Here is an 18,279-nt window from a genome sequence, read left to right on the forward strand (position 1 = left end):
GATCCTGGGGGTTACAACACGCGTAGGCGATTACTCGCCTTTAATGCGCTCTATGTTTGCGCCCAGCGCACGCAATTTATCCTCGATGCGCTCATAGCCGCGATCGATGTGATAAATGCGGTCAACAACCGTTGTGCCTTCAGCGATACATCCCGCTAACACCAAACTTGCTGACGCGCGCAGATCGGTCGCCATTACCTGTGCACCGGAGAGCGTTTCAACCCCGTGACAAATCACAGTATTGCTTTCGATTTCCGCGTGAGCCCCCATACGGCTCAGTTCAGGCACGTGCATAAAGCGGTTCTCAAACACGGTTTCCGTAATGAAGCCTGTCCCTTCGGCCACCAGGTTCAACAGCGTGAACTGGGCCTGCATGTCGGTCGGGAAAGCCGGATGTGGCGCAGTGCGCACATTAACCGCTTTAGGGCGTTTGCCGTGCATGTCGAGGCTAATCCAGTCTTCACCGACTTCGATATCCGCACCGGCATCACGCAGCTTCGCCAGAACAGCATCCAGTGTGTCTGGTTGCGCATTACGGCAGATAATTTTGCCGCGAGAAATCGCCGCCGCCACCAGGAACGTCCCGGTTTCAATACGATCAGGCAGAACGCGATACACCCCGCCGCCGAGGCGTTCAACGCCTTCAATGGTGATACGGTCGGTACCCTGCCCTGTGATCTTCGCACCCAGCGCAATCAGGAAATTCGCGGTATCAACAATTTCCGGCTCACGTGCGGCGTTTTCGATGATGGTCGTGCCTTCGGCAAGCGTTGCCGCGCACATGATAGTGACCGTCGCACCGACGCTTACTTTGTCCATCACGATGTGCGCGCCTTTCAGGCGGCCATCAACGGACGCCTTCACATAGCCTTCTTCCAGCTTGATGGTGGCACCTAACTGCTCCAGACCGGTAATGTGCAGGTCAACCGGGCGCGCGCCGATAGTACAGCCGCCCGGCAGAGAAACCTGACCCTGACCAAAACGCGCAACCAGCGGCCCCAATGCCCAGATAGACGCACGCATGGTTTTCACCAGATCGTACGGTGCACAGAAGACGTTAACGTCACGCGCATCAATGTGCACAGACCCATTACGCTCTACTTTCGCCCCCAACTGGCTCAGCAGTTTCATGGAGGTATCTACGTCCTTCAGTTTTGGGACGTTTTGAATTTCTACAGGTTCTTCAGCCAGCAGCGCCGCAAACAGGATCGGCAGTGCGGCATTTTTAGCGCCTGAAATTGTGACTTCGCCCTGGAGCTTGGTTGGCCCCTGAACACGGAATTTATCCATTATTCTGTTCTCTGTTAAGAATTCATCTTCGCTACCGGCATATCACCCGTAGCTCAAAAACCGTTAAGTTTGCGATCGCGCGCCCATTCCGCTGGGGTAAACGCTTTAATCGACACAGCATGAATGCGGTTATCCGCAATATACTCCATCAATGGGCCATAGACCGATTGCTGCTTCTTTACCCGGCTCATGCCGTCAAACATCTCACCCACGGCAATAACCTGAAAGTGACTGCCGTCACCAGAAACGTGGACTTCCTGGAGGGAGAGTGCGTTCATCAGCACGCTCTGAATTTCATTATTTTCCATGGGCTCTTCATTCGTCAGATAGTGAAAACAGCCCAACATCTTAGAGCAAAGTGGCGCTGTCATAAATAAGCAAAAAGCCTCGCTGATAAATCAGACAAGGCTTTGGCGGTAGATCCCCTTCAGGGGTTTTGCCGGATGGCGGCACAAGGCCTTATCCGGCCTACAAAAATTAACGCGGAAGGACGTCGTCAGGCAAATTGTAAAGCTGTGCCAGGGTGTAAACCTTATCGTTAACCCCGGTAAGCGAAACGCGATTCCCCTGTTGCTTGCCCTGGTCAACCAGATGCAACAGCAATGCCAGACCACCGGTATCAACCCGGGAAACCTGGCTCAGATCGATGCAGGTGACCCCTTTCATCGCCTCAATACGTGCATCCCATAACGGATTTAACACGTCCTGATCCAGCTCTCCCGCAAGCCTAAGCTTGTCACCTTCACGCGTCCAGGTGAGTGACTGCGTCATTATTTCTTCTCTTCCAGGGTGATTTTCTGCTGAGAGATAGATTTCAGCTGTGCGGTCAGGCCATCAATACCTTTCGTGCGCAGCAGGTCGCTCCACTCATTTTGCTTGGTGGTGATCATACTTACGCCTTCGGCGATCATGTCATACGCCTGCCAGTTACCGGTCTGAGAATTTTTACGCCACTGGAAATCCAGACGCACCGGCGGACGTCCGTTTGGATCGATGATGGTTACGCGGATAGGCACAATCGTCGCATCACCCAGCGGCTGTTCCGGCGCGATCTGATAGGTCTGACCGTGGTACATTGCCAGCGCCTGACCGTAAGCCTGCTTCAGGTATTCGCGAAACGCGGCGAAATAAGCGTCACGCTGCGCAGGCGTAGCTTCTTTGTAGTAGCGCCCTAATACCAGCGCCCCCGCATATTTTACTTGCACATACGGCAGCAGCTCCTGATCGACAACCTGACGCAGATAGTCCGGGTTGGAACGAATTTTAGGTTGCTCGTTTTTCAGACGATCGAAAGTTTTCTGCGCCGCCTCATTCATCAGTTTATACGGGTTAGTCTGGTCCGCTGCGGTTGCCACGCTAAGTGGGGCAATGACCAGCATAGCCACCATCATCAATCGTTTAAACATACGTCGATTCTCCTGAGATTATTTCGTTGCGCCCGCAGGCGTAGTGGCTTCATTATTGCCTTCAGTTGCGGCTGGCGCATCGCCAGAATTCTTATTGTCATCACCTTTACTGTTGCTGTTGTAGAGGAATTGACCAATCATATCTTCCAGCACCATCGCGGATTTCGTGTCCTGAATCGTACTGCCATCTTTGAGGATAGACGTTCCCAGCTCAGGATCTTCAAAACCCACGTTTAATGCCAGATACTGCTCACCCAGCAGACCAGAGGTGCGGATGCTCAGCGAGCTGGTGTCCGGGATATGGTTAAAGCGCGATTCGATGTCCAGCGTTACGCGTGGCAGGTAAGTTTTGGGATCTAACGAGATATCCGAAACTCGCCCCACAACAACCCCCCCAATCCGCACGGGAGAGCGCTCTCTCAGGCCGCCGATATTATCAAAGGTCGCATAAACCGTGTAGGTTGGTTCAGTACGCATGGAGGTCACATTAGCCGCTTTCAGGCAGACAAATAGCGCCGCCAGCAGCGCAACCAGCAGGAATACCCCAACCCAAATTTCATTTTTTTTCGTTTGCATGAACTCAATTCCCAAACATCAGTGCGGTCAGCACAAAATCCAGCCCCAGAACGGCAAGAGAGGCGTGCACAACGGTGCGTGTCGTAGCCCGGCTAATTCCGGCGGAGGTCGGAATCGCATCATAACCATTGAACAATGCAATCCAGGTGACCGTAATGGCGAACACCACGCTCTTAATCAAACAGTTGACCAGATCCAGACGCCAGTCGACGGCATTTTGCATAGCCGACCAGAAAAAGCCGGCATCAATACCTTTCCAGCTTACGCCAACCAGTGAACCACCCCAGATCCCCACGGCGACAAAAATAATCGTCAGCAGCGGCAATGAAATGACACCCGCCCAAAAACGCGGAGAGACCACTCGACGCAGAGGATCAACCGCCATCATTTCCAGGCTGGAAAGCTGTTCGGTTGCCCGCATCAGGCCGATTTCCGCGGTTAACGCCGATCCGGCTCGCCCGGCGAACAGCAGCGCCGCAACAACCGGCCCCAGTTCTCGCAGCAAGGACAGCGCCACCAGCATACCGAGACTGGTTTCTGCGCTGTAGGTTGTCAGGACCAGGTATCCCTGCAATCCCAGCACCATCCCGATGAACACGCCAGAAACGATAATGATCAGCATCGACAGGACACCGACATTATAGAGCTGGCGGATCAGCAGCGGCGCATGTTTGCGAAACTCCGGCTTGCCGACTACCGCATTGAACAACATTAATCCGGCTCGCCCGAACGTCCTGAGGGTTTTTATTCCCCGATGTCCGAGTGATGCCAGCGCATTTAACAACATGGGTGGCTTAACTCCCTGTTTTGAGTAAATCGGTGTGGTAGTCGCCCGCTGGGTAGCGGAACGGAACCGGCCCATCGGCAATACCATCGAGGAACTGACGCACGCGCGGATCGGCATTTTCTTGTAGTGCCTGAGCACTACCGTAGGCCACTATCTTTTTGTCCGCCATAATATAGGCGTAATCCGCAATACTCAGTACCTCTGGCACATCATGAGAGACCACCACGCAGGTGACGCCCAGCGCGTTGTTCAGTTCTGAAATCAGCTTCACCAGCACACCCATGGTGATAGGATCCTGACCGACGAACGGTTCATCAAACATAATGAGATCTGGCTCCAGCGCAATGGCGCGTGCTAATGCCGCACGTCGCGCCATCCCCCCGGATAATTCAGAAGGCATGAGTTTTGCCGCACCACGCAGGCCGACAGCTTCCAGTTTCATCATCACCGTGCTCTTGAGCAACGCCTTGGGCAGCGTCGTATGCTCACGCAGTGGATAAGCGACGTTGTCAAACACGTTCATGTCGGTAAACAGCGCCCCGGACTGAAACAGCATACTCATGCGCTTACGCACGGTGTACAAACGTGAACGAGACATGGCTGGGACGTTTTCGCCGTCAAACAGGATTTCGCCCTTATCTGGCGGGATCTGCCCGCCAATCAGACGTAACAGCGTCGTTTTGCCGATGCCTGATGGCCCCATGATCGCCGTCACCTTACCGCGCGGCACCGTCAGGGAAATATTATCAAAGATGCAGCGGTCACCTCGGGAAAAGCTGACATCGCGCATATCGACTAGATTCGCCACAGACTGACCCATTGATTCATCCTTTACTATTGCCTCGTTGATCGAAGAGTTGGCGCTCAATTTAGCCCTGAACTCGACATATTTACAGATTATTGCCTGTCCTGGTTAGCGAAAGCTGGCATTTGTTTTACTTTTTAGCCGCATAAAGTCAAAATTAAGAATTCGTTACGGCTTCCAGAAGATCCTTCAAGTGGACCGGCGAGTATACCTGAAGAAAGGACTTTAGATGCTTTTAGCGACGGCACTGTTAATAATTGGTTTACTTCTGGTGGTCTACGGTGCCGACCGTCTGGTATTTGCTGCATCTATTTTATGCCGCACCTTCGGTATCCCCCCCATCATTATTGGAATGACGGTCGTCAGCATCGGCACATCCCTACCTGAGATTATTGTCTCTGTTGCGGCATCAATGAATGGGCAGCTCGATTTAGCCGTCGGTACCGCCATCGGCTCCAACATCACCAATATTCTTCTTATTTTAGGCCTGTCAGCACTCATTCATCCTTTTACCGTGCATTCCGATGTTCTGCGTCGTGAATTACCGTTAATGTTGCTGGTAAGCATTTTGGCCGCGTCCGTTCTGTATGACGGGCAGTTAAGCCGCAGTGATGGCCTCTTTCTTCTGCTTCTGGCCGTGCTATGGCTGCTATTCATTGTTAAAATCGCCCGTCTGGCAGAACGCCAGGGCAATGACAGCCTGACTCGGGAGCAAGTTGCGGAACTGCCTCGCGAAGGCGGATTGCCTGTCGCATTTTTATGGCTGGGGATAGCGCTGATCATTATGCCAATGGCAACGCGTATGGTGGTTGATAACGCCACTGTACTGGCAAATTACTTTGCCATGAGCGAGCTTACTATCGGTTTGACGGTCGTCGCCATTGGTACCAGCCTGCCAGAACTGGCAACCGCCATTGCAGGTTTGCGTAAAGGTGAAAGCGATATTGCCGTCGGTAACATCATCGGCGCTAACATTTTTAATATTGTTATCGTTCTTGGGTTACCTGCACTGATTACACCGGGCGAGGTCAACCCGATGGCCTTCGTCCGGGACTACAGCGTCATGCTGCTGGTGAGCGTTATTTTTGCATTACTCTGCTGGCGACGTCCGCGCCAGATTGGTCGTGGCGCAGGGGCGCTTCTGACCAGCGGTTTTATCATATGGCTGGCGATGCTGTATTGGTTATCGCCACTTCTCGTTGGATAACTGGAAACGCATTATGTCGCACTTAGAGTTGCAACCGGGTTTTGACTTTCAGCAAGCAGGCAAGGAAGTCCTGACAATTGAACGTGAAGGCCTGGCGGAGCTTGATCAGTACATCAACCAGAACTTTACCCTCGCCTGTGAAAAGATTTTCAGTTGCCCGGGCAAAGTCGTGGTGATGGGAATGGGAAAATCAGGGCATATCGGGCGCAAAATGGCCGCTACGTTTGCCAGTACCGGCACGCCCTCATTTTTTGTGCATCCTGGCGAAGCCGCACATGGCGATCTGGGTATGGTGTCACCGCAGGACGTCGTGATTGCCATTTCTAACTCCGGTGAATCTAATGAGATTGCAGCGTTAATTCCGGTGTTAAAACGCCTGCATGTCCCCCTTATCTGCATGACGGGTCGTCCGGAAAGCAGTATGGCGCGTGCAGCAGATGTCCATCTGTGTGTTAAAGTGCCCAAGGAAGCTTGTCCGTTAGGCCTGGCGCCGACCAGCAGCACGACAGCAACACTGGTGATGGGCGATGCCCTTGCGGTGGCATTATTAAAAGCACGCGGCTTCACCGCAGAAGATTTTGCGTTATCTCATCCTGGTGGCGCACTGGGGCGTAAGCTTTTGTTGCGCGTTAACGATATTATGCATACGGGAGACGAAATCCCGCATGTGACCAAAAGCGCCAGCCTGCGTGACGCCTTACTGGAGATCACGCGGAAAAATCTCGGCATGACCGTCATTTGCGATGACGCGATGAAGATTGACGGCATCTTTACGGATGGCGATTTACGTCGTGTCTTCGATATGGGCGTTGATGTACGCCAGTTAGGCATTGCGGATGTGATGACCCCTGGGGGCATTCGCGTGCGTCCAGGGATTCTTGCCGTTGATGCGCTGAACTTAATGCAGTCCCGCCATATCACCTCGGTAATGGTTGCTGATGGCGACCAGTTACTGGGTGTGTTACATATGCATGATCTGCTGCGTGCAGGTGTAGTGTAAGAAACTCAAGGATAAAGAAAATGAGTAAAGCAGGTGCGTCGCTTGCGACCTGTTATGGACCCGTCAGCACTGACGTCATCACCAGGGCAGAAAACATCCGTCTGCTGATCCTTGATGTGGATGGCGTACTGTCTGATGGTCTGATTTATATGGGCAACAACGGTGAAGAGCTGAAGGCGTTTAACGTCCGCGATGGCTACGGAATTCGCTGCGCGCTCACTTCCGGCATTGAGGTTGCCATTATTACCGGACGAAAGGCTAAACTTGTAGAAGATCGCTGTGCCACATTAGGGATCACACATCTGTATCAGGGGCAGTCGGACAAACTGGTTGCCTTTGGCGATCTGCTTAGCAAACTGGCGATCGCGCCTGAGAATGTGGCGTATGTTGGCGATGATCTGATCGACTGGCCGGTGATGGCAAAAGTGGGATTAAGCGTAGCGGTAGCGGATGCTCATCCGTTGCTGATCCCGCGGGCCGATTACGTCACCCGTATCGACGGGGGACGCGGCGCAGTGCGCGAAGTCTGCGACTTATTACTGCTGGCGCAGGGCAAACTGGATGAGGCCAAAGGGCAATCGATATGAGCAAAACCAGACGTTGGGTTATCATTCTACTGTCGCTGGCTGTCCTTGTGATGATTGGTATTAACCTGGCAGACAAAGACGACACCGCTCAGGTTGTCGTTAATAACAACGAGCCAACCTATAAGAGCGAGCATACCGACACCGTCGTGTACAGCCCTGAGGGCGCGCTGAGCTATCATTTGATCGCGCAACACGTTGAATATTATTCAGATCAAGCAGTTTCGTGGTTCACTCAACCGGTGTTAACCACGTTTGATAAGGACAAAGTACCGACCTGGTCAATCAAGGCCGATAAAGCCAAATTGACCAACGATCGGATGCTGTACCTGTATGGCCATGTTGAGGTTAACGCGCTGGTGCCTGACTCTCAACTACGCAGAATTACTACCGATAACGCGCAGATCAACCTTGTGACGCAAGATGTCACTTCCGATGATCTGGTCACGTTGTATGGAACAACATTTAACTCCAGCGGACTGAAGATGCGCGGCAACTTACGCAGCAAGAACGCCGAGCTGATTGAAAAGGTTAGAACCTCATATGAAATCCAAAACAAACAAACTCAGCCTTAATCTTGTGCTTGCCAGCTCACTTCTGGCCGCCAGCATTCCGGCATTCGCCGTCACTGGCGATACCGAGCAGCCGATCCACATTGAATCGGACCAGCAGTCTCTGGATATGCAGGGCAACGTGGTGACGTTTACCGGCAATGTCATCGTGACTCAGGGCACGATCAAAATTAATGCCGATAAGGTCGTCGTCACGCGTCCGGGCGGTGAAGACGGTAAAGAAGTGATTGACGGTTATGGCAATCCGGCGACCTTTTACCAGATGCAGGACAATGGTAAACCGGTTAAAGGCCGCGCCTCACAGATGCACTATGAGCTGGCAAAAGATTTCGTCGTCCTTACCGGTAAGGCTTATCTGGAACAACTCGATAGCAACATCACGGGCGATAAGATCACCTATCTGGTAAAAGAACAGAAAATGCAGGCCTTCAGTGAGAAAGGCAAACGCGTCACCACCGTTCTGGTTCCGTCGCAATTGCAGGACAAAAACAAGACCAAGGCTCCGGCAGAGAAAAAAGGTAACTGATTCGTTATGGCAACATTAACTGCAAAGAATCTTGCAAAAGCCTACAAAGGCCGTCGTGTGGTGGAAGATGTCAGCCTGACCGTCAACTCCGGGGAGATCGTCGGTCTGCTCGGCCCTAACGGTGCGGGCAAAACAACAACCTTTTACATGGTTGTCGGCATTGTCCCGCGCGATGCGGGCAACATTATCATTGATGACGAAGATATCAGTCTGTTACCCCTGCATGCGCGTGCCCGTCGCGGTATCGGCTACTTACCGCAGGAAGCCTCTATTTTTCGTCGCCTGAGCGTATTTGATAACCTGATGGCGGTACTGCAAATTCGTGACGATCTTTCCAGCGAGCAGCGTGAAGATCGCGCCAATGAGCTGATGGAAGAATTCCATATCGAACATCTGCGTGACAGCCTTGGACAGGCACTCTCCGGTGGGGAACGCCGCCGTGTGGAGATCGCCCGCGCACTGGCCGCTAATCCTAAATTTATCCTGTTGGATGAACCCTTTGCCGGTGTTGACCCAATTTCCGTCATTGATATCAAACGTATTATTGAACACCTGCGCGACAGCGGGCTTGGCGTGCTGATTACCGACCATAACGTGCGCGAAACGCTGGCTGTTTGTGAGCGCGCCTACATTGTGAGCCAGGGACACCTGATCGCACACGGTACGCCGACAGAAATCCTGCAGGACGAGCACGTTAAACGCGTATACCTTGGGGAAGACTTCAGACTCTGATAGGGTAGTAGACTTCACGTCACCGCAGGAGACAACAACTCTGAACATGAAGCAAGGTTTGCAACTCAGGCTTAGCCAACAACTGGCGATGACGCCTCAGCTACAACAGGCTATCCGTCTGTTGCAGTTGTCCACGCTGGAACTTCAGCAAGAACTTCAGCAAGCGCTGGAAAGTAACCCACTGCTCGAGCAAACCGATCTTCACGACGAAATTGATACCCAGGAAAAGCAGGATAGCGAATCCCTCGATACGGCTGACGCACTCGAACAAAAAGAGATGCCAGAAGAGCTGCCGCTGGATGCCAGTTGGGATGAGATTTACACCGCAGGGACGCCGTCTGGCACCAGCGGGGATTACATTGACGACGAACTGCCTGTGTATCAGGGTGAAACCACGCAATCGCTGCAAGATTACCTGATGTGGCAGGTGGAACTGACCCCATTCTCAGATACCGATCGTGCTATTGCCACGTCAATTGTGGATGCAGTCGACGAAACGGGCTATCTCACCGTCACGCTGGACGACATTCTCGACAGCATGGGCGATGACGACATCGGTATCGATGAAATCGAAGCCGTGCTTAAACGCGTTCAGCGTTTTGATCCCGTGGGCGTGGCGGCAAAAGATCTCCGCGACTGCTTACTGATCCAACTTTCACAGTTTGATAAAGTCACGCCGTGGCTGGAAGAAGCACGCCTGATCATCAGCGATCACCTTGATCTGCTCGCCAACCACGACTTCCGCACCCTGATGCGCGTAACCCGACTGAAAGAAGATGTGCTGAAAGAAGCCGTCAATCTTATCCAGTCGCTTGACCCAAGACCTGGACAATCTATCCAGACCGGTGAACCAGAGTACGTCATCCCGGATGTGCTGGTGCGTAAGCATAACGATCGCTGGGTAGTCGAACTCAACAGTGACAGCATTCCGCGTTTACAGATTAACCAACACTACGCCGCCCTGTGCAATAACGCGCGCAATGATGCTGACAGCCAGTTCATTCGTAGCAACCTGCAGGATGCAAAATGGCTGATTAAAAGTCTGGAAAGCCGCAATGACACGCTATTGCGCGTTAGCCGCTGTATCGTTGAGCAACAGCAAGCCTTCTTTGAGCAAGGCGAAGAGTATATGAAACCGATGGTTCTGGCCGATATCGCCCAGGCCGTCGAGATGCATGAATCGACCATTTCCCGAGTGACCACGCAAAAGTATCTGCACAGTCCGCGCGGCATTTTTGAATTGAAGTATTTCTTCTCCAGTCACGTTAACACTGAAGGTGGAGGCGAAGCCTCTTCTACAGCTATCCGCGCATTGGTGAAGAAATTAATTGCTGCGGAAAACCCCGCGAAACCGCTGAGTGACAGCAAGTTAACCTCTATGCTGTCAGAACAAGGTATCATGGTGGCACGCCGCACCGTTGCGAAGTACCGAGAGTCTTTATCCATTCCGCCGTCTAACCAGCGCAAACAGCTGGTTTGACCCAACCGATAAGGAAGACACTATGCAGCTCAACATCACTGGAAATAACGTCGAAATCACTGAGGCCCTGCGCGACTTTGTCACCACAAAGTTTGCCAAGCTTGAGCAATATTTCGACCGGATTAATCAGGTCTATATTGTGTTGAAAGTGGAGAAGGTCACACACATCTCGGATGCAACACTGCATGTGAACGGTGGCGAAATTCATGCCAGCGCGGAAGGTCAGGATATGTACGCCGCCATTGACGGTTTAATTGATAAACTGGCTCGGCAGTTAACAAAACATAAAGATAAACTGAAACAGCACTAACTTGTCCGGGCAGTTAGCGGGTGCAGGACGGCCTGTTGTGCAGCACAACGGGCCATTTGTACAGTTAGCGCTTAGGTGAAATTATGACAAATAACGATACGACTCTACAACTGAGCAATGTTCTTAACCAGGAATGTACGCGCGCGGCCGTTCACTGCCAAAGCAAGAAACGCGCACTGGAAATCATCAGTGAACTGGCGGCCAAACAACTCAGCTTGCCTCCTCAGGTGGTATTTGAAGCCATTCTGACGCGCGAAAAAATGGGCAGTACCGGTATTGGCAATGGTATTGCCATTCCGCATGGAAAGCTGGAAGAAGACACCCTGCGTGCAGTTGGTGTATTTGTTCAACTTGAAACGCCAATCGCGTTCGATGCCATTGATAATCAACCCGTCGATCTGCTTTTCGCCCTGCTGGTCCCGGCGGACCAAACCAAGACGCATTTGCATACATTGTCACTGGTTGCCAAACGCCTGGCAGATAAAACCATCTGTCGTCGCCTGCGCGCCGCACAGAGTGACCAGGAGTTGTATCAAATCATCACTGACACCGAAGGTGGACAGGATGAAGCATAACAACCCAATGGCATCCTTTTCTGTCGTTGTGAGGAGAAACAGTACATGGTACTGATGATCGTCAGCGGTCGTTCAGGGTCAGGTAAGTCTGTCGCCCTGCGTGCGCTGGAAGATATGGGTTTTTACTGCGTGGATAACCTTCCCGTCGTGTTGTTGCCCGAACTGGCTCGAACCCTCGCCGATCGCCAGATATCTGCGGCTGTCAGCATTGATGTGCGCAATATGCCCGAATCCCCGGAGATTTTTGAGCAGGCCATGAGTAACCTGCCTGAAGGCTTCTCACCGCAACTGCTGTTTCTTGATGCCGACCGTAACACGCTGATTCGCCGCTACAGCGATACGCGCCGTTTACACCCGCTGTCCAGCAAGAACTTGTCTCTGGAAAGCGCTATCGATAAAGAAAGCGATTTACTGGAGCCGTTGCGTTCACGCGCTGACCTGATCGTAGACACCTCTGAAATGTCTGTGCACGAGCTGGCGGAAATGTTACGTACCCGACTGCTGGGCAAACGTGAACGTGAATTAACGATGGTATTTGAGTCCTTTGGCTTTAAACACGGAATCCCTATTGATGCGGATTACGTCTTTGATGTCCGTTTCCTGCCTAACCCGCACTGGGATCCAAAGCTACGTCCGATGACCGGTCTGGACAGGCCCGTCGCGGCCTTCCTCGACAGACACACAGAAGTACACAATTTTATCTACCAGACTCGCAGCTATCTTGAGCTATGGTTACCCATGCTGGAGACCAACAACCGCAGCTACCTCACTGTAGCCATCGGCTGTACCGGCGGGAAACACCGTTCGGTGTATATTGCAGAGCAACTGGCAGACTACTTCCGCTCACGCGGTAAAAACGTGCAGTCACGCCATCGTACGTTGGAAAAACGCAAATCATGACCGTGAAGCAAACTGTTGAAATCACGAATAAGCTGGGCATGCATGCCCGGCCGGCAATGAAACTGTTTGAGCTAATGCAGGGTTTTGAAGCAGAAGTTCTGCTGCGTAATGATGAAGGGACGGAAGCCGAGGCAAACAGTGTTATCGCTCTGCTGATGCTGGATTCCGCCAAAGGACGCCAGATAGAAGTTGAAGCCACAGGTCCGCAGGAGGTTGAGGCTCTGGCAGCCGTGATTGCGCTGTTTAATTCGGGGTTTGATGAAGATTAGGGCAGCATCGACTAATACAGCTTATTTTCACGCATAAACGACTCACCGCCCAGCTGGCGCATTTGGCGCATGATCCACGCCTGACGACTGCGTACATAGCCGGAAGGCGCACTCGCCTTAAAACGTAACGGATTGGGCAGCACCGCCGCCAGCAATGCCGCTTCAGACGGGCTAAGACGGCTGGCGGGTTTATGGAAATAGCGCTGTGATGCAGCCTCTACACCGAATACTCCATCGCCAAACTCCGCAATATTCAAATAAACCGTCAGGATTCGTTTCTTGCTCCAGACGGTTTCTATCCCAAGCGTTAACCCGGCCTCGAGCCCTTTGCGCACCCAGCTACGCCCATCCCACAAAAAGAGGTTTTTTGCCGTTTGTTGCGATAACGTCGAAGCGCCCCGAATACGGTTTTCATTACGTTCGTTATGCGCCAGCGCTTTCTCTATCGCTGAGACATCAAATCCCCAGTGATCGGGAAATTTCTGGTCCTCAGCGGCAATGACCGCCAGCCCCATCCACGGTGATATCTCATCCATACTGACCCAGTCAGAATGCGCCACATAGCCGAAATTACCCTGTATCCAGGCACCAAGCTGCCGCTCAATCATGACCGCTGAGAAAGGAACGGGCATCACGCTGAAGAGCGCTATACCCCCGCCCCAAAACACGGCGAGGACAATAACCGCCCGCAGAAGCAGACGTCGCAGAAAGGCGGTAGCCCCTTTTCTCATTCAGCCAGTACCAGAACACGCGAGACCAGTTTGTCGATCCCACTCGCCGCCTGAGCGATATCCTGCGCCAGCATGTAAGCAGGCGTGGTGACAACTTTATTATCTTCATCAACCACAATGTCATCGACCGGGCAAGGCACATGTTCAGCGCCCATCTCTTCCAGTACTTCCGCTGTATCGATGTCAGTGCCAATGGTCAGACGCAGCGGGAAGTCAAAAATCTTAGGTAACATAGCAGGAGCAATACACATGAATCCAAGAGGTTTACCGGCCTGATGCAGCGCCTTCGCCAGAGCAGCTAAGTCGCTATCAATCCGACACTCACTGCCCTGGCTGGCAAAATTGCTCAGATTTTTTGCTGCGCCAAACCCGCCAGGCACAATTAGCGCATCCAGCTCCGTTGCGACCGCCTGGGCCAGGGGACGAATATCACCACGCGTAATACGCGCAGCTTCAATCAGGACATTGCGCGTTTCCGGCATCGGCTCGCCCGTCAGATGATTAATCACATCCGCCTGCTGTTTATCTGGGGCAAAGCAGATAGCTTGAGCGCCATTGCGGGCAATAGCCAGCAGCGTGAGTACGGCTTCGTGAATTTCTGCACCGTCATACACGCCACATCCGCTGAGCACTACGCCAACTTTTTTCATCGTGATACTCCTTTCGCAACTGACTGAAGCATATTAATAATTCTGATTAGAATGCCACGCTTCACACATTTAACTGATTCATGTAACAAATTATTTAAGATTTGCTATCTTAACTGCGTGCGGCCTGAAAATTAGGGCTGCGCCCTTGTAAACAATGATAATAATTTACGGCGCAGCCACGATTTCCCTGGTGTTGGCGCAGTATTCGCGCACCCCGGTCAAGCCGGGGTCATTTTTTTTCCACGCTCGCAACCCAGGCTCTTAACACCGCCACATCGTGCTGCCACTCCTGCTTCATCTCTTCAATCCATTCAGCCACGTTATCTTCCCAGGCAGGAAGGTCGGGTGATTGAATTTGCTGACCCAACTGTTGCAGGTGGCGCAGACCGACAGATCCGGCTGCACCTTTAATTTTATGGCCTTCCTCAACCACGCCTTTTTTATCACGGGCAGTCAGATTAGACTCCAGCACGCTCAAATATCCTGGCATCATTTTCTCAAACACCGCCAGACCGTCGGTGATCAGCTTCGGCCCGACCAGTTCGAGGTATTGTTCCAACATGGGAATATCTAACAGCGCTTGCGATTTACTGCTTTCTTCAGACGTCACAGTGCTCTCCTCTTCGTTTCGGGTATCCCAGTATTTTTTGATCATGGCGGTTAACGCCGGAACTGACAGCGGCTTACTCAGCACGTCGTCCATTCCTGCATCCAGATATTCTTTTTTATCTTTCAGTACGTTGGCGGTGAGAGCCACCAGCGGCGGCAGATCTTCACGGGCGTATTTTTGCGTCAGTTCGCGTGAGATATCCAGACCGGTCATATCCGGTAGCTGAATATCCAGCAGCACCAGGTCATATTCACCCGGTTTGAACATGTCCAGCGCGGCTTTCCCGGTCATAGCGACATCCACGCTGTTGCCCAGCTTTTCCAGCACCGAACGCGCAACAATAACGTTCAGTTCAATGTCTTCCACCAGCAGCACATTCAGGGCTGGTAACGGCATTTCATCGTCTTCAAAAGCATCTTCAATTTCTTCTGCCACGGCAGGAGCATGCACGGTTAGCGTAAAGATGGAGCCTTTTCCGGCCTGGCTGGAAACCGTAATATCACCGCCCATGTTTTTCGCCAGACGCTTCGAGACGGCCAGTCCAATCCCGGTTCCCGTTGCCGGTTTACCACCATGGCTGTCCTTCACCTGATAGTACATGGCGAAAATTTTATCCTGCTCATCCTGTGGAATACCGATCCCGGAATCCTCCACCTCAAAATGCAGTATGTCTCCCTCGTCATAGCGCGCCCGTACGGTCACCTGCCCCTGCTGAGTAAACTTCACGGCGTTGCTGATCAGATTCCACAGAATCTGGCGCAAACGCGTTCCGTCGGTGATGACCTTATGTGGCAGCGGTAGCGTCGGCTCAAGCACAAAGCGCAATCCTTTTTGTTGCGCCTGCAAGCCGGAGAGGTTTTCCAGATCCGCCATAAAACTGGTGAAATCAACAGGCTGGTTATCGAGCTGGACTTTACGCCGCTCCATCTTATCCATGTCAATAATATCGTTGAAAATATTCCCCAGCGTCACGGCGGAAACATGGATAGTTTTGAGATATTTTTCCTGCTCAGCGGTTAAATCTGTATCCAACAGGATCCGGCTTAAGCCGACAATGCCGTTAAGCGGAGTGCGCAGCTCGTGGCTGATGGTGGAAATGAAAGTGGTCTTATCACGGCTGGCGCGCTCAAGCGCGTCCTGATAACGCTTCCGCTCGGTAATATCGCGCCCAAAGCCCATCAGGCCATGTCGCTTACCTACGCGGTCATAGTAAGGCACTTTACGAATTTCAAAGCAGGCTTTGCGCCCATCCGGGTAGTCCAGCCACTGTTCATAGGTTAGCGAGACGTTATGACGGAATACCTTCTCGTCGGTTTCAATCACCTTTTCAGCCGCCTCTGGCGAATACACATCAGCCGGCTTTAGATTCACCAGTTGCTTTTCGCTCTTACCGGTCAGCAGCTCCATAGCACGGTTACAGCCGGAAAATTCTTTATCTTCATTGCGATAAAAAACCAGATCCGGCGAGGCATCAAGGAAAGAGCGTAAAAAGGAGGACTGTTGCTCAAGCTGGATCTGCGCTTCTTCGCGCTCTTTGATTTCAACCTTCAGTTGTTCGAACGTTTCCTGGCGCTCCGCTTCGGCTTTTTCGCGCTCGACAATTTCCTGGTTGAGCTGGGCAATATTATCTTTCAACTGCACATTGAGCTTGAGATCGCGCTCGCGCATCTCTTCCAGCTTTTGTACCAGTCGTGACAAGCGTTGCCGGGACTCTTCCAGTTGCTCCACCACCACAGAAAGGAAGTAGACGGCCCAGGGGGTAATTAACAGGCCAAAAAAGATAGAACGGATGACATCAATGCTTTCTACCTGGCCATGCAGCACCATGGTGACAGCCATCTGCACCACAATTGCCAACACAACCAAAGCCAGCGCCAACAGCAGCGAAAAGCGCACCAGACCTAACTTCATCATCAGGTCGACATAGTATTGCGCCAGCATACGAATTTGCTTCATAGAGGGTTCCTTCACGACAACTTGGCACAATAATACTCAATTCTCAGCGTGACGTTGAAGATTGTGCAAGAAATGCGGGGGTTATCGGTGAAATGACTGGGTAGGCGGTAGGCCGGATAAGGCATAGCCGCCATCCGGCAATGTGCGCCGGGCCACCTGATGGCGCGCAGCTTTCAGGCCTACATGACTACAGAGGGTTAGATCCCCGGCTGCACCCACGGCGTACCCAGCGCCGAGCCTTGCACGCCGTGCTCATTAAGATACTTATCCAGTTCAACCATCCCGGTCCAGCGGTTTTCACACCATAGCGGTGCCAGCAGTGTTGGGCGACGCGCGCTGGCAGAAATGCGATGATAAATCACCTCTGGCGGCGTATGGCGGATCATCTCTCCGGCGGTAACCGTATAATTGTCCAGTTCAATACCGTTCAGCCGTCCGGCCTCCCAGGCTTTCGCCATCGTACTGCCTTTGACGATATGCAGAGGATGCAGCTTAATACCGTCGACGCCTGTCTCTACCACACGTTCCATCGTTTGCAGGCACTCTGCCTGCCCTTCTCCCGGCAGACCGACAATCAGGTGCGAACAGACTTTCAGCCCGCGTTCACGCGCCAGTTGGGTCGTTCGCTGATAACAGGCAAAATCATGCCCACGATTAATGCGATGCAGCGTCTTGTCATGGGCCGTTTGCAAGCCCAGTTCCAGCCACACTTCGTAGCCCTGATCCTTGTACTCGCAAAGCAGATCGAGTACCGCATCCGGCACGCAGTCGGGGCGCGTGCCAACGCATAACCCGACGATGCTGGCCTGGCTGACGGCCTGCTGATACATCGAACGCAGCACCTGTACTTCAGCAAAGGTGCTGGTATAGGCCTGGAAATAGGCCAGATAGCGTCTGGCGCGATTGACCAACTGCGCCTGATGCTCAAGCTGCTCGGCAATGGAATGATGCTGCTGAGTTTCATCGGCAAACGAGGCGACATTACAGAAGGTACATCCGCCACGTCCAATGGTGCCATCGCGATTTGGGCAGCTAAAGCCGCCGTGCAGCGTGAGCTTATGAACCTTTTGCCCATAACGGCGAGAAAGATCCCCACCAAACATATTGACTAATTTCTGTAACTGCATAATCTGGTAGACCGCGCCTTGAAAAGAGGCCAAAGCCTGCCATTTTTTGCCCCAGTCGGCGATGACCTGGATCAATCGCCCTGGCGAGCCTTTATTTATTGCATAACAAATCAAAATAATTGAAATTTCATTCACTCTAAATCTAATTACTTTTCCTTATATTCAGCGGTTTTTTTTATCTTCTTA

At 52.3% G+C, this 18,279-nt stretch carries 22 protein-coding genes; 11 read left to right on the forward strand and 11 right to left on the reverse strand.

All coding sequences use genetic code 11. From position 1 onward, the window contains the following. Positions 1-30: 30 nt before the first annotated feature. The 7 genes from murA to mlaF all read right to left on the reverse strand — a co-directional run bounded on the left by murA (position 31) and on the right by mlaF (position 4,879). Positions 31-1,290 (reverse strand): UDP-N-acetylglucosamine 1-carboxyvinyltransferase, encoded by a 1,260-nt coding sequence (murA, locus tag AL515_RS21880; protein WP_048213416.1) that lies wholly within the window; start codon positions 1,288-1,290, stop codon positions 31-33. Positions 1,291-1,343: 53 nt separating this feature from the next. Continuing rightward, on the reverse strand, positions 1,344-1,598 hold the full coding sequence (ibaG, locus tag AL515_RS21885) for a BolA family iron metabolism protein IbaG (protein WP_005121314.1): 255 nt from the start codon (positions 1,596-1,598) through the stop codon (positions 1,344-1,346). Positions 1,599-1,767: 169 nt separating this feature from the next. Further along, positions 1,768-2,061 carry a lipid asymmetry maintenance protein MlaB gene (gene mlaB, locus AL515_RS21890; RefSeq protein ID WP_048213417.1) on the reverse strand — a complete coding sequence of 98 codons (294 nt, stop codon included), beginning with the start codon at positions 2,059-2,061 and terminating at the stop codon, positions 1,768-1,770. After that, the gene (mlaC, locus tag AL515_RS21895) at positions 2,061-2,696 is read right to left on the reverse strand and encodes a phospholipid-binding protein MlaC (RefSeq protein WP_048213418.1); all 636 of its coding nucleotides are present in this window, start codon (positions 2,694-2,696) and stop codon (positions 2,061-2,063) included. Before mlaC ends, mlaB begins: the two co-directional genes overlap by 1 nt. Before the next feature lie 18 nt (positions 2,697-2,714). Next, on the reverse strand, positions 2,715-3,272 hold the full coding sequence (gene mlaD, locus AL515_RS21900; RefSeq protein ID WP_048213507.1) for an outer membrane lipid asymmetry maintenance protein MlaD: 558 nt from the start codon (positions 3,270-3,272) through the stop codon (positions 2,715-2,717). Between the two features lie 4 nt (positions 3,273-3,276). Next, positions 3,277-4,059 (reverse strand): lipid asymmetry maintenance ABC transporter permease subunit MlaE, encoded by a 783-nt coding sequence (gene mlaE, locus AL515_RS21905; protein ID WP_048213419.1) that lies wholly within the window; start codon positions 4,057-4,059, stop codon positions 3,277-3,279. Between the two features lie 7 nt (positions 4,060-4,066). After that, the gene (gene mlaF, locus AL515_RS21910; RefSeq protein ID WP_048213420.1) at positions 4,067-4,879 is read right to left on the reverse strand and encodes a phospholipid ABC transporter ATP-binding protein MlaF; all 813 of its coding nucleotides are present in this window, start codon (positions 4,877-4,879) and stop codon (positions 4,067-4,069) included. Positions 4,880-5,093: 214 nt separating this feature from the next. Here mlaF and AL515_RS21915 point away from each other — a divergent pair, with 214 nt between their 5' ends. From AL515_RS21915 to npr, 11 genes are all read left to right on the forward strand, one after another. Beyond that, positions 5,094-6,071 carry a calcium/sodium antiporter gene (locus tag AL515_RS21915; protein ID WP_048213421.1) on the forward strand — a complete coding sequence of 326 codons (978 nt, stop codon included), beginning with the start codon at positions 5,094-5,096 and terminating at the stop codon, positions 6,069-6,071. 13 nt (positions 6,072-6,084) lie between these two features. After that, on the forward strand, positions 6,085-7,071 hold the full coding sequence (gene kdsD, locus AL515_RS21920) for an arabinose-5-phosphate isomerase KdsD (protein ID WP_048213422.1): 987 nt from the start codon (positions 6,085-6,087) through the stop codon (positions 7,069-7,071). A 20-nt stretch (positions 7,072-7,091) separates the two neighbouring features. Next, the gene (kdsC, locus tag AL515_RS21925; protein WP_005121322.1) at positions 7,092-7,658 is read left to right on the forward strand and encodes a 3-deoxy-manno-octulosonate-8-phosphatase KdsC; all 567 of its coding nucleotides are present in this window, start codon (positions 7,092-7,094) and stop codon (positions 7,656-7,658) included. Then, positions 7,655-8,230 (forward strand): LPS export ABC transporter periplasmic protein LptC, encoded by a 576-nt coding sequence (lptC, locus tag AL515_RS21930; protein ID WP_048213423.1) that lies wholly within the window; start codon positions 7,655-7,657, stop codon positions 8,228-8,230. Before kdsC ends, lptC begins: the two co-directional genes overlap by 4 nt. Further along, positions 8,199-8,753: a lipopolysaccharide ABC transporter substrate-binding protein LptA gene (gene lptA, locus AL515_RS21935; RefSeq protein WP_048213424.1), complete on the forward strand. Its 555-nt coding sequence runs from the start codon at positions 8,199-8,201 to the stop codon at positions 8,751-8,753. The genes lptC and lptA overlap by 32 nt, the downstream gene beginning before the upstream one ends. Before the next feature lie 6 nt (positions 8,754-8,759). Next, complete coding sequence (lptB, locus tag AL515_RS21940; protein ID WP_048213425.1) at positions 8,760-9,485, forward strand: LPS export ABC transporter ATP-binding protein; 726 nt, start codon at positions 8,760-8,762, stop codon at positions 9,483-9,485. 46 nt (positions 9,486-9,531) lie between these two features. Then, complete coding sequence (gene rpoN / locus AL515_RS21945; RefSeq protein WP_048213426.1) at positions 9,532-10,965, forward strand: RNA polymerase factor sigma-54; 1,434 nt, start codon at positions 9,532-9,534, stop codon at positions 10,963-10,965. A gap of 22 nt (positions 10,966-10,987) precedes the next feature. Further along, entirely contained in the window at positions 10,988-11,275 is a 288-nt protein-coding gene (gene hpf / locus AL515_RS21950; protein ID WP_005121327.1) for a ribosome hibernation promoting factor, read from the forward strand. An 83-nt stretch (positions 11,276-11,358) separates the two neighbouring features. Beyond that, entirely contained in the window at positions 11,359-11,850 is a 492-nt protein-coding gene (gene ptsN, locus AL515_RS21955) for a PTS IIA-like nitrogen regulatory protein PtsN (RefSeq protein ID WP_048213427.1), read from the forward strand. A 45-nt stretch (positions 11,851-11,895) separates the two neighbouring features. Further along, positions 11,896-12,750, forward strand: a complete 855-nt coding sequence (gene rapZ, locus AL515_RS21960) for an RNase adapter RapZ (protein ID WP_048213428.1) — start codon at positions 11,896-11,898, stop codon at positions 12,748-12,750. After that, on the forward strand, positions 12,747-13,019 hold the full coding sequence (gene npr / locus AL515_RS21965; protein WP_003828770.1) for a PTS phosphocarrier protein NPr: 273 nt from the start codon (positions 12,747-12,749) through the stop codon (positions 13,017-13,019). Before rapZ ends, npr begins: the two co-directional genes overlap by 4 nt. Before the next feature lie 11 nt (positions 13,020-13,030). Here npr and mtgA read toward each other — a convergent pair whose 3' ends face one another. The 4 genes from mtgA to AL515_RS21985 form a co-directional block, all read right to left on the reverse strand. Further along, complete coding sequence (gene mtgA / locus AL515_RS21970; protein WP_048213429.1) at positions 13,031-13,750, reverse strand: monofunctional biosynthetic peptidoglycan transglycosylase; 720 nt, start codon at positions 13,748-13,750, stop codon at positions 13,031-13,033. Continuing rightward, positions 13,747-14,400 (reverse strand): isoprenoid biosynthesis glyoxalase ElbB, encoded by a 654-nt coding sequence (gene elbB / locus AL515_RS21975; protein ID WP_048213430.1) that lies wholly within the window; start codon positions 14,398-14,400, stop codon positions 13,747-13,749. Before elbB ends, mtgA begins: the two co-directional genes overlap by 4 nt. Before the next feature lie 229 nt (positions 14,401-14,629). Then, positions 14,630-16,966: an aerobic respiration two-component sensor histidine kinase ArcB gene (gene arcB, locus AL515_RS21980; protein WP_048213431.1), complete on the reverse strand. Its 2,337-nt coding sequence runs from the start codon at positions 16,964-16,966 to the stop codon at positions 14,630-14,632. A 197-nt stretch (positions 16,967-17,163) separates the two neighbouring features. Next, entirely contained in the window at positions 17,164-18,093 is a 930-nt protein-coding gene (locus tag AL515_RS21985) for a TIGR01212 family radical SAM protein (RefSeq protein WP_105242200.1), read from the reverse strand. Between the last annotated feature and the right edge of the window lie 186 nt (positions 18,094-18,279).

This window comes from Citrobacter sp. FDAARGOS_156, assembly GCF_001559235.2.
Taxonomy (GTDB): Bacteria; Pseudomonadota; Gammaproteobacteria; order Enterobacterales; family Enterobacteriaceae; genus Citrobacter; species Citrobacter youngae.